The organism is Pseudomonas sp. PICF6, assembly GCF_009831705.1.
Classification (GTDB): Bacteria; Pseudomonadota; Gammaproteobacteria; order Pseudomonadales; family Pseudomonadaceae; genus Aquipseudomonas; species Aquipseudomonas rhizophila.
In genome coordinates this window covers 41642-52962 of record NZ_WUUD01000010.1, presented here as the reverse complement: position 1 = coordinate 52962, position 11321 = coordinate 41642, and the positions used below count along the sequence as shown (strand labels likewise).

The following is an 11321-nucleotide window of genomic DNA, read 5'->3' as shown; positions in this document are numbered from 1 at the left end:
CGCGAATCGCTTCGTCATCCATGTCGAACGGATGCAATTCGCAGTACACGCCGATTTCACGCACGCGGCGGGCGATCAGCTGGGTGTACTGGGAACCGAAGTCGAGGATCAGGATGCGGTGAGCGTGAATGTCGAGGGCCATGACTCATTCTCATGTAGTGAATCAGAAACAACTCGGGGCTGAATGAACAGCCCCGGTGATTAACGTTTTGCTGAAGGCCTTAACCTACGCGGTAGTTCGGCGCTTCCTTGGTGATCTGTACGTCGTGGACATGGGACTCGGCCATGCCGGCGCCGGTGATGCGCACGAACTCCGGCTTAGTGCGCATCTCTTCGATGTTGGCGCTGCCGGTGTAGCCCATGGAAGAACGCAGGCCGCCCATCAGTTGATGGATGATGGCGCTCAGGGTGCCTTTGTACGGCACACGACCTTCGATGCCTTCGGGCACCAGCTTCTCGGCGCCCGCGGAGGAGTCCTGGAAGTAACGGTCGGAGGAGCCCTGGGCCTGGGACATGGCACCCAGCGAGCCCATGCCGCGGTAAGCCTTGTAGCTGCGGCCCTGGAACAGTTCGATCTCGCCTGGCGCTTCTTCAGTACCGGCAAACATCGAACCCATCATCACGCAGGAGGCCCCGGCGACGATGGCCTTGGACAGGTCACCTGAGAAGCGGATGCCGCCGTCGGCGATCAACGGTACGCCAGTGCCTTCAAGGGCTGCGGCGACGTTGGCGATGGCGCTGATTTGCGGCACGCCGACACCGGCAACGATGCGGGTGGTGCAGATCGAGCCTGGGCCGATACCGACCTTGACCGCATCGGCGCCAGCTTCGGCCAGGGCCTTGGCGGCAGCGCCGGTGGCGATGTTGCCGCCGATCACCTGCACTTCAGGGAAGTTCTGCTTGACCCAGCGAACGCGGTCGATCACGCCTTTGGAGTGACCGTGGGCGGTGTCGACCACCACCACGTCGACGCCGGCATTGACCAGGGCCGCGACGCGGTCGCCAGTGTCCTTGCCGGTGCCGACTGCAGCGCCTACGCGCAGACGACCCTGGTCGTCCTTGCTGGCCAGCGGATAAGCCTTGGCTTTTTCGATGTCATTGACGGTCATCATGCCCTTGAGGGCGAACTTGTCGTCGACGATCAGCACGCGCTCGATGCGGTGCTTGTGCAGCAACTCGCGAACTTCGTCCTTGCCGATGCCTTCCTTGACCGTGACCAGACGCTCTTTAGGCGTCATCACCTGACGGACGGTGGCGTCCAGGCGGTTCTCGAAACGCACGTCGCGGGAGGTGACGATGCCGACCAGGTCGCCATCGTGCAGCACCGGAACGCCGGAGATGTTGTGCATGCGGGTCAGTTCGAACAGATCACGAACCGTGGCGTCAGCCTCGATGGTGATCGGGTCCTTGACCACGCCAGCCTCGAACCGCTTGACCTTGCGCACTTCGGCGGCCTGCTGTTCGATGGTCATGTTCTTGTGGATGATACCGATACCGCCTTCCTGGGCCATGGCAATGGCCAGACGGGCTTCGGTCACGGTGTCCATGGCGGCGGAAACCAACGGGATATTCAGTTCGATGCCACGGGTAAGACGGGTTTTGAGACTGACTTCGTTAGGCAGTACCTCGGAATAACCGGGCACTAGGAGAATGTCGTCGAAGGTCAGAGCTTCTTGGCTGATACGCAGCATCGCGGGGGCTCCCGAGCGGGAAAATGGAAGCGCGCCATTATATACATGCACCCCCTCTGGCTCAATGTAAAACTCTGTCTATTATTGCCGGGGTGATTGAAGGGGCTAAACACTGCCCGATTGCTACACATTCCCTTGTGGGAGCGAGCCTGCTCGCGATAGCGGTGTATCGGTCAACACCGTGCCAACTGACCCGACGCCAATCGCGAGCAGGCTCGCTCCCACAGGAGGGGGGAATCGCTCTCTTACAACTCCACCTTCACCCAACTCACCGGCTGATCCAGCCAGTCGGCGAACTCGTCGATAAAGTCCTGCTTGAACCCCGCCTCGAGCCAGTTGTTGAAGATAAACCCCAAATTGGAAAAGCCACACGGTTGCAGGAACAGAAACCCGTTGATGTCATCTTCATGCCCACACTCTGGGCAGGTGAAGTTGTCGGTGCGGGCCGGCATCCAGTCTTCCAGGCTTTCGAACAGCGCCTCGCCGATTTCCTTGCGGCATTCAGCGCAGCCCGCTTCCTCGAGAAAGCCTTTGGCCGGGGTATAGATGCAGCGCTTGGTGATGATTTCCAGGCCATTGACCGGTTCGCCAAACGGCAAGGCCTCAGGGTGCATGACCACCTCGCGGGCGCCGGGGGCGATGGCGTGGGCCATGCGATTGCCGGTACGCCCGCAGGTGGTCAGTTGTTCTTCGACGATATTCTTGCGCACCAGCCAGCGCACAACCGCCCGGGCCCGAGGCTCGTGGACCGGCAAGGAGGAAATTTTCGGGACGATGATGCTTTGCGAATTCATGGGACATCCTGCGGCGAATCTACGGGTGGCGACGAGCAAGCCCGCGCCCACCTTGAACCTATGGGCAATGGTGCATTGTACCGCGCCAATTCCCGGAAGGTTTTTCGGTGAACATGGAGATTGAGCAGCGAATGCCCTTATCATGCTGCCCATGATTAAAGATCCCTTTGCCCGACTGGGCCTGGACCGCGAGGTCCTGACTGTCAGCCAGCTCAACGGCCGTGCGCGGGTGCTGCTTGAAGACGTGTTCAGCAACATCTGGGTCGAGGGCGAAATTTCCAACCTTGCCCGCCCCGCCTCCGGCCATGTGTATTTCACCCTCAAGGACAGCGGCGCCCAGGTGCGTTGCGCACTGTTCCGGCAAAATGCCGCGCGGGTGCGTCAAGCCCTCAAAGACGGACTGGCGGTGAAAGTACGCGGCAAGGTCTCACTGTTCGAGGGCCGCGGCGACTATCAGCTGATTCTCGACACCGTGGAACCGGCCGGCGATGGCGCCCTGCGCCTGGCCTTCGATGCGCTCAAGGAAAAGCTCAGCGCCGAAGGCCTGTTCAGCGCCGAGCGCAAGGTGCCGCTGCCGGCCCATCCGCAACGCATCGGCATCATCAGTTCGCCCACCGGCGCGGTGATCCGCGACATCATCAGCGTGTTCCGCCGCCGTGCGCCGCAGATTTCCCTGACGCTGATCCCCACCGCCGTACAGGGCCGCGAAGCCACCGCGCAAATCGTCCGTGCGCTGAAACTGGCGGATGCCCGGGGGTTCGATGCGCTGATCCTGGCCCGAGGCGGCGGCTCGCTGGAAGACTTGTGGTGCTTCAACGAAGAAGCCGTGGCCCGGGCGGTGGACGCCTGCGTCACGCCGATCGTCAGCGCCGTCGGCCATGAAACCGACGTATCCATCAGCGATTTCGTCGCTGACGTGCGCGCCCCGACCCCGTCCGCCGCTGCCGAACTGCTGGCCCCCGATGCCGGCGACCTGGTGCGCCGGGTCGAAAGCCTGCACCGGCGGCTGGTGATGCGCATGCGCGACCGCCTGATGCGCGATCAACTGCGCCTCGAAGGGCTGACCCGACGCCTGCGCCACCCCGGTGAGCGCCTACGCCAGCAAGCCCAGCGCCTCGACGACCTGGACATGCGCATGCGCCGGGCCTTCGAGCGCAGCCTCAATACCCGCCGCGAACGCCTGATCCGCCTGGAAACCCGCCTGGCCGCGCAACATCCGGGGCGGCACCTGGCACTGCTGCGCCAACGCCTGGACAGCCTCGCCGCGCGCCTGCCCCGGGCCATGCGCGAGGGCCTGAAGGCGCGACGCCTGCAACTGCAAAACCAGATGCAGACGCTGCACATCGTCAGCCCCCTGGCGACCCTCGGCCGCGGCTACAGTATTTTGCTCGACGAACGCGGCCAGGCGATCCGCAACGCCGCGCAGACCCAAACCGGCCAGCGCCTGACCGCGCGGCTCGGTGAAGGCGAACTGCTGGTGCGGGTCGAAGACAATCACCTGACGCCGGTCACCCTTTCTCTATTGGATTGATTCATGCCGCGATATCTCGCCCCATTGCTCTTGCTGTGCCTGACCTTCAACGCCAACGCCGACAGTTACATCACCCGCCTGCTGAACAAACCGGTGCCCGGCGGCGTGGCCGTGGTGGACCTGGGCAGCGCGGCCCAGGCGCCAAAAGCCAGTTACCAGGGCAAACCGGTGCTGGTGGTCAAGGAAAAGGACAACTGGCTGGCGATTGTCGGCATCCCGCTGACGGTCAAGCCCGGCACCCAGCAGATCAGCAGCGGCGGCAGCACCCAGCCGTTCGTGGTCGGCTATAAAAAGTACCCCGAGCAACACATCACCCTGAAGAACAAGCGCCAGGTCAATCCGAACCCGGCGGACCTCAAACGCATCAACGCCGAACTGGCCGTGCAACTGAAGGCCTATCGCAGCTTCAGCCCGAACATCCCCAGCAACCTGCTGCTGGACAAGCCGGTCAATGGTCCGATGTCGAGCAAGTTCGGCGTGCGGCGCTTCTTCAACGGCGAAGAACGCAACCCCCACGCCGGCCTGGACTTCGCCGTGCCCGCCGGCACACCCATCAAGACTCCGGCCGCTGGCAAGGTGATCCTCACCGGCAATTACTTCTTCAATGGCAACACCGTGTTTGTCGATCACGGCCAGGGTTTCATCAGCATGTTCTGCCACATGTCGAAGATCGACGTGAAGGTCGGCCAGCAGCTCAAGCGCGGCACGGTCGTCGGCAAAGTCGGCTCCACGGGCCGGGCAACTGGCCCGCACATGCACTGGAATATCAGCCTGAACGATGCGCGGGTGGATCCGGCGATTTTTATGGGGGCATTCCAGCCCTGAGTTTTTGCGGTGAAGCTGCCGGCCTGACCGCGAGCAGGCTCGTTCCCACATTTGGATCTCTTGTGAACACAACATTTGTGACCAACAGAAAATCCCTGTGGGAGCGAGCCTGCTCGCGATGACGGCAGCCACATCACCACCATCCAGCGAATTGCCAAGCTCAAAACATCGACGCAATTTCCAAGATGAACACTTCGAACCTGCGCGATTAAATCTCGCAAACCTGCCTAAAAACAGAACTTATCTCAATTTTTCCCGACTGCTTGCGATCCGCCCTCCGCGCGGTTAGGGTTGAAGGCATGAAAACCTCTCACACCCTCATTCAGCTTCGCCAGCACCGCAGCCTGTGCCTCGTCAGCGCACGACTGCCGGGCTGAATCGCGGCACCTCGTTCCGGCTGTAAAGCCACCCCGTTCGAACCACCGGCAGGCCGCCTTTTCCCGGCCACGACAATAAAAGGATTCTGCGATGAGCATGCTCAAAGACCCGTCTTCCAAGTACCGCGCCTTCCCGACCATCAACCTGCCGGATCGCACCTGGCCGTCGAAGACCATCACCGCCGCGCCGATCTGGTGCAGCTCCGACCTGCGTGACGGCAATCAGTCGCTGATCGAGCCGATGGACGCCGCCAAGAAGCTGCGTTTCTGGAAAACCCTGGTCGCTGTGGGCGTGAAGGAAATCGAAGCGTCGTTCCCGGCGGCTTCGCAGACCGACTTCGACTTCGTGCGTACCCTCATCGAAGAAGGCCACATCCCGGACGACACCACCATCCAGGTGCTGACCCAGGCCCGTGAAGACCTGATCGCCCGCACGTTCGAATCCCTGCGCGGCGCGAAAAAAGCCATCGTCCACCTGTACAACGCCACCAGCCCTTCGTTCCGCCGCATCGTGTTCAACCAGGACAAGGAAGGCGTGAAGGAAATCGCGGTGAACGCGGCCAAGCTGTTCGTCAAATACGCCGCCCAGCAGCCAGAAACCCAGTGGCAGTTCGAATACTCGCCAGAAACCTTCAGCGCCACCGAGCTGGAATTCGCCAAGGAAGTCTGCGACGCAGTGATCGAGGTCTGGAACCCGACGCCTGAGCGCAAGGTCATCCTCAACCTGCCGGCCACCGTGGAAGTCGCGACTCCGAACGTCTACGCCGACCAGATCGAGTGGTTCGGTCGCAACATCACCCGTCGCGACAGCGTGCTCATCAGCCTGCACACCCATAACGACCGTGGCACCGGCGTAGCCGCCACCGAACTGGGCCTGATGGCCGGCGCCGACCGTGTCGAAGGCTGCCTGTTCGGCAACGGCGAACGCACCGGTAACGTCGACCTGGTGACCGTCGCGCTGAACCTCTACACCCAGGGCATCAACCCTGAGCTGGATTTCTCCGACATCGACGGCGTGCGCAAAGTGGTCGAAGAGTGCAACCAGATCCCGGTGCACCCGCGTCATCCGTACGTGGGCGACCTGGTTCACACCGCGTTCTCCGGCTCGCACCAGGATGCCATTCGCAAAGGTTTTGCCCAGCAGAAACCGGACACCCTGTGGGAAGTGCCGTACCTGCCGATCGACCCGGCCGACATCGGCCGCAGCTACGAGGCGGTGATTCGCGTCAACAGCCAGTCGGGCAAAGGCGGCATCGCCTACCTGCTGGAGCAGGAGTACGGCATCAGCCTGCCGCGTCGCATGCAGATCGAGTTCAGCCAGGTGGTACAGCGCGAAACCGATCGCCTGGGCCTGGAAATGACCGCCCAGCAGATCCATGCCCTGCTCCACAGCGAATACCTGCAAGCCAACACCCCGTACGCGCTGGTCAGCCATCGTCTGCAGGAAGAAAACGGCAACAGCGCCGTGGAAGTCGAAGTGGCCAGCAAGGGCCAGGGCGAAACCAACCTGCACTGGCGCGGCAAGGGCAACGGCGCGCTGGAAGCGCTGGTGGCCGGACTGCCGATTCCGGTGGAGATCATGGACTACAACGAACACGCCATCGGCGCCGGCACCAACGCCAAGGCTGCGGCGTACATCGAGCTGCGGGTCAACGGTGAGCGCGCGGTCCACGGCGTGGGTATCGACGAAAACATCACCACCGCCAGCTTCAAGGCCCTGTTCAGCGCGCTGAACCGCTCCCTGAGCCAGCCGGAAGCCAAAGCGGCCTGATGGTTTAGCTGAAATGCAAAAAGGCCCTGGGGTGTGAACCCTGGGGCCTTTTTGTTTGGCTGATGACTTGGGTGACTGTTCCGGCCTCATCGCGAGCAGGCTCGCTCCCACAGGGAATCTGAGGTGGGCACAGGATTTTGAACCCGCTGAAGATCAGTGTGGGAGCGAGCTTGCTCGCGATGGCGGCCTGTCAGGCAATACAAGTCTCAGGCATGGGTATCAATCGAAATAGTCATCGCCTGCAGCAAAGCGGCCTGCAAGGTCTGCAATGTGGCCTGGGTCGCCATGATCTGAGTCTGGATCGCCATGGCTTCCTGGGCTTTCTGCGCCTGGTTGGCCTGGCTTTTCTGCACGCGAGCCAACTGGGCTTGCTGCTCGGCCAGCAGCTTTTCAGTTTGCTCTATCTGTTTTTTCAGCTGCTCGATGACATCGCCGCTGCCGCTGGCTGGAGCACCGCCGATGTTCGCGCCACTGGTGTCAACTTTCAACTGGCGGTCTTTGTCTTCGCTGGCGTCAGTCGATACCGCAGGGCTGACTGCTGCTTCGTCTTCCGCACCCTTGATGGAAACCTTGGGTGCAGAGAGAGGGTATGGATTTACCGTGATTGCGCTGATGCTGGTCATAAGGGACTTCTCCTTGGCTGCCCCGGTTATCGGCAAACACCAGCGCTTCTGAAGGGCTGAAACGTTTCAATCAGATGAATTCAAAACGATCGGCATCCAGGTTCGCCGGAAAGCGAGTGCGATATGCCGCCAGCTCCGCCGCACTCAGACACACAGTGAATACCCCGTCGGCCTCACCGGTGCTGAGCAGGGTTTCGCCCTGAAAGTCCAGCACCTGACTGTCACCGGTGTAGGCGAAGCCCTTGCCGTCGTGGCCGATGCGGTTTACCGCGGCCACGTAGCACAGGTTCTCGATTGCTCGGGCCGGCAGCAAGCGGTTCCAGTGCTGGCGCCGCGCGCCGGGCCAGTTGGCGGTGTACAGCAACAGGTCGGTGTCCTCGGCGTCGCGGCTCCACACCGGGAAACGCAGGTCATAGCAAATCAGCGGGCGGATCCGCCAGCCGTTGAGTTCGAACAGCACCTGGCGCTCGCCCGGCGTGTAGTGATTGTGCTCACCGGCCATGCGGAACAGATGACGCTTGTCGTAATGCAGCACTTCGCCGTCCGGTCGTGCCCAGAGCAGACGATTGCGATGGCTGCCGTCGGCGGCCTGGATAATCACACTGCCGGTGATCACCGCTCCGAGCTTCGCAGCCTGAGCCTGGAGCCACTTGTGCGAAGGACCGTTTTCCGGCTCAGCCAGGGTCTCGGACTCCATGGAAAAACCCGTGGTGAACATTTCCGGCAGGATAATCAGGTCCGCCCCGCGCGCCTGCGCAAGCAAGCCCTCGAAATGTTCCAGATTGGCCTGGCGATCATGCCAGGCCAGGGTGGTCTGGATCAGCGCAACATTGAGATTGGGCAAGGTACTCAGATCACGCATAGTTTTTCCGCCGCTTCGCGCAGCGTCTCCTCGCGTTTGGCAAAGCACAGGCGCACCAGGCGCTGGCCTTCGGGTGGGTTCTGGTAGAACACCGAGACAGGGATCGTCGCCACGCCGTGCTCACGGGTCATCCAGACTGCCATGTCGACGTCATGGAGGTCCGGGCGGATCTGCGAGTAATCCACCAGTTGGAAATAGGTGCCGGGTACTCGCTTGAAACTGAAGCGCGAGGGGGCCAGTAAATCGCAGAACAGGTCACGCTTGGCCTGGTAGAAGTCCGGCAGTTCTTCGACGTGCTCCGGGTGATTGGCCATGTAGTCAGCCAGGGCGTACTGCAACGGCGTCACGCCGCAGAAGCTGACGTATTGATGCACCTTGCGCAGTTCCGCCGTCAGGGCCGGTGGCGCCACCACATAGCCGGTTTTCCAGCCGGTGACGTGGTAGGTCTTACCGAAGGAACTGACCACAAAGGCCCGTTGGTACAGTTCTTCATGGGCCAGGACACTGGCGTGGGCGACGCCGTCGAACACCAGGTGTTCGTAGACCTCGTCACTGATCAGGTAAATGTCGCGGTCGCGAATCAGCGTCGCCAACTGGTCGAGTTCGGCGCGGCTGATCAGCGCTCCACTGGGATTGTGCGGCGTGTTGAGAATGATCATGCGCGTACGCGGGCTCAAAGCTTCACCGAGCTTCTGGAAATCGATGGCGAAATCTTCCAGGCCCAATTGCACATGCACGCAACGGCCACCGGCCAACTCGACGGCGGGTTCATAGCTGTCGTAGCAAGGGTCGAACACGATCACTTCGTCGCCGCTGTGAACCACTGCCGCGATGGCGCAGAAAATCGCCTGGGTCGCACCGGGGGTCACGGTCACTTCCTGGTCGGCATCGACGGTGACGCCATAGCTGCGGGCGATCTTCGCCGCGATCTGCTGGCGCAGCGCCGGCAAACCGGTCATGGGCGAGTATTGGTTATGCCCTTGGGCGACATGCCGGCCGACTGCATCGCGCAGGGCCTGCGGACCATCGAAATCGGGAAACCCCTGGGACAGATTGAGCGCGCCGGTCTGCGCGGCGAGCTGGGACATCTGGGTGAAGATAGTGATGCCGACATTCGGCAACTTGCTGGTGATCATTGGGGGTTCCCTGCGTCTACACCCGGCTCTGGTGCGGCGCGGGAGAGGTCGAGGATAGCCCAATCGCCGGGCATGAAAAAGGGTGCCACCAAGGGCACCCTTCTTACGCTGACACAACTCGCTCCCACAGTGGAACTGCGGTGACTATCGATCAGCGTTTATCACGACGCTTCTTGTCAGCCTTCTTATGGTGCGACATCAAGCGGCGCTTCTTGTTGACCTGACGGTCGGTGAGCGTGTTCTTGTTGCCTTCGTACGGGTTCTCGCCGCCCTTGAACTCGATGCGGATCGGCGTGCCGACCAGCTTCAGGACGCGGCGATAAGTGTTTTCCAGATACCGGACGTACGACTTGGGCACCTTCTCGATCTGGTTACCGTGAATCACGATGATCGGCGGGTTGGCGCCACCCAGGTGAGCGTAACGCAGCTTGATCCGGCGGTTGTTGACCATCGGTGGCGCGTGCTCGCCGACGGCGTCTTCCAGGATCTGGGTCAGACGGTTGGTCGGCCAGCGGGTGACCGCCGACTTGAACGAGTTCTGCACCGACGCGTAGAGGTTGCCCACGCCCGTACCGTGCAAGGCCGAAATGAAGTGGATGTCGGCGAAGTCAACGAAGAACAGGCGACGCTGCAGTTCGATCTTGACGAAATCCCGTTCGCTAGGCGTCATGCCGTCCCACTTGTTGATCGCGATGACCAACGCACGGCCGGCTTCCAGGGCGAAGCCCAGCAGGTTCAGGTCGTGATCGACCACGCCTTCGCGGGCGTCCATCACGAAGATCACCACGTTGGCGTCTTTGATCGCCTGCAGGGTTTTGACCACGGAGAATTTTTCGACTTCTTCGTGGATCTTGCCGCGCTTGCGCACACCGGCAGTGTCGATCAGCGTGTACTTCTCTTCGTTACGCTCAAACGGGATGTAGATACTGTCGCGGGTGGTGCCGGGCTGGTCGTACACGATGACCCGGTCTTCGCCGAGCATGCGGTTGACCAATGTCGACTTGCCGACGTTCGGGCGGCCGATGATGGCGATCTTGATCCCGTCTTTTTCGCTAGGGCCAGGAATGCGCTTGGCTTCCTCGCCTTCGGCAACGATTTCTTCTTCACCGTCTTCCGGTTCGTCTTCGTCGTCTTTGGGGAAATCAGCCAGGGCGATTTCCAGCATCTGGGTGATGCCACGACCGTGGGCGCCGGCGATCGGGATCGCCTGGCCCATGCCCAACGGCGCGAATTCGGCGCGGGCCATGTCCGGGTCGATGTTGTCGACCTTGTTGGCCACCACGTAGGAACGCTTGTTACGTTTGCGCAGATGCTCGGCGATCATCTGGTCGGCGGCGGTAAAACCGGCCTTGGCGTCTACCAGGAACAGCACCACATCCGCTTCTTCGATGGCGAGCAGCGACTGCTCGGCCATTTTTTCGTCCATGCCGTGTTCATCACCGGAGATGCCACCGGTGTCGACCAGAATATAGGTACGCCCTTGCCACTTGGCCTCACCGTATTGGCGATCACGGGTCAGACCGGACAAGTCGCCGACAATGGCGTCGCGAGTCCTGGTCAGGCGGTTGAACAAGGTGGACTTGCCGACGTTCGGTCGGCCCACCAGGGCGATTACGGGAACCATGCGGCTCTCCACTTCGTTATTTCAGAAAATACAAAAGCCGCTGCGAGGCAGCGGCTGGTGCTCGGGGGCCATCCTGTGGGAGCGAGC

General features: G+C 61.6%; 10 protein-coding genes. 3 read left to right on the top strand and 7 right to left on the bottom strand.

Annotated features, from left to right (window positions below; genetic code table 11):
• From GSM73_RS26825 to GSM73_RS03610, 3 genes are all read right to left on the bottom strand, one after another.
• On the bottom strand, positions 1–142 hold a 142-nt coding region (locus GSM73_RS26825), incomplete at its 3' end, for a hypothetical protein (RefSeq protein WP_372241357.1).
• 79 nt (positions 143–221) lie between these two features.
• Complete coding sequence (guaB, locus tag GSM73_RS03615; protein WP_047227487.1) at positions 222–1691, bottom strand: IMP dehydrogenase; 1470 nt, start codon at positions 1689–1691, stop codon at positions 222–224.
• Positions 1692–1936: 245 nt separating this feature from the next.
• Positions 1937–2485, bottom strand: coding sequence for a hypothetical protein (locus GSM73_RS03610; RefSeq protein ID WP_047227486.1), 549 nt, complete (start codon positions 2483–2485; stop codon positions 1937–1939).
• Positions 2486–2636: 151 nt separating this feature from the next.
• On the opposite strand from GSM73_RS03610, the gene xseA reads away from it, so the two are divergent.
• From xseA to leuA, 3 genes are all read left to right on the top strand, one after another.
• Entirely contained in the window at positions 2637–4016 is a 1380-nt protein-coding gene (gene xseA / locus GSM73_RS03605; protein ID WP_107323227.1) for an exodeoxyribonuclease VII large subunit, read from the top strand.
• A gap of 3 nt (positions 4017–4019) precedes the next feature.
• Positions 4020–4841: a peptidoglycan DD-metalloendopeptidase family protein gene (locus GSM73_RS03600; protein ID WP_160891604.1), complete on the top strand. Its 822-nt coding sequence runs from the start codon at positions 4020–4022 to the stop codon at positions 4839–4841.
• 468 nt (positions 4842–5309) lie between these two features.
• A complete protein-coding gene (gene leuA, locus GSM73_RS03595) occupies positions 5310–6989 on the top strand; it encodes a 2-isopropylmalate synthase (protein WP_047227484.1) in 1680 nt (559 codons plus the stop codon).
• A gap of 206 nt (positions 6990–7195) precedes the next feature.
• Here leuA and GSM73_RS03590 read toward each other — a convergent pair whose 3' ends face one another.
• From GSM73_RS03590 to der, 4 genes are all read right to left on the bottom strand, one after another.
• Positions 7196–7612 (bottom strand): hypothetical protein, encoded by a 417-nt coding sequence (locus GSM73_RS03590; protein ID WP_160891602.1) that lies wholly within the window; start codon positions 7610–7612, stop codon positions 7196–7198.
• A 70-nt stretch (positions 7613–7682) separates the two neighbouring features.
• Positions 7683–8474 (bottom strand): amidohydrolase, encoded by a 792-nt coding sequence (locus tag GSM73_RS03585; RefSeq protein ID WP_107323226.1) that lies wholly within the window; start codon positions 8472–8474, stop codon positions 7683–7685.
• On the bottom strand, positions 8462–9610 hold the full coding sequence (locus tag GSM73_RS03580) for a pyridoxal phosphate-dependent aminotransferase (protein ID WP_160891600.1): 1149 nt from the start codon (positions 9608–9610) through the stop codon (positions 8462–8464). Before GSM73_RS03580 ends, GSM73_RS03585 begins: the two co-directional genes overlap by 13 nt.
• Positions 9611–9761: 151 nt before the next feature.
• A complete protein-coding gene (gene der / locus GSM73_RS03575) occupies positions 9762–11234 on the bottom strand; it encodes a ribosome biogenesis GTPase Der (RefSeq protein WP_047227481.1) in 1473 nt (490 codons plus the stop codon).
• Between the last annotated feature and the right edge of the window lie 87 nt (positions 11235–11321).

Bases quoted from the DNA above. Each gene is read 5' to 3' on its own strand.
- leuA (WP_047227484.1), top strand. From the start codon at position 5,310: ATGAGCATGCTCAAAGACCCGTCTTCCAAGTACCGCGCCTTCCCGACC.
- GSM73_RS03600 (WP_160891604.1), top strand. From the start codon at position 4,020: ATGCCGCGATATCTCGCCCCATTGCTCTTGCTGTGCCTGACCTTCAAC.
- der (WP_047227481.1), bottom strand. From the start codon at position 11,234: ATGGTTCCCGTAATCGCCCTGGTGGGCCGACCGAACGTCGGCAAGTCC.
- GSM73_RS03610 (WP_047227486.1), bottom strand. From the start codon at position 2,485: ATGAATTCGCAAAGCATCATCGTCCCGAAAATTTCCTCCTTGCCGGTC.
- guaB (WP_047227487.1), bottom strand. From the start codon at position 1,691: ATGCTGCGTATCAGCCAAGAAGCTCTGACCTTCGACGACATTCTCCTA.
- GSM73_RS03585 (WP_107323226.1), bottom strand. From the start codon at position 8,474: ATGCGTGATCTGAGTACCTTGCCCAATCTCAATGTTGCGCTGATCCAG.
- xseA (WP_107323227.1), top strand. From the start codon at position 2,637: ATGATTAAAGATCCCTTTGCCCGACTGGGCCTGGACCGCGAGGTCCTG.
- GSM73_RS03590 (WP_160891602.1), bottom strand. From the start codon at position 7,612: ATGACCAGCATCAGCGCAATCACGGTAAATCCATACCCTCTCTCTGCA.
- GSM73_RS03580 (WP_160891600.1), bottom strand. From the start codon at position 9,610: ATGATCACCAGCAAGTTGCCGAATGTCGGCATCACTATCTTCACCCAG.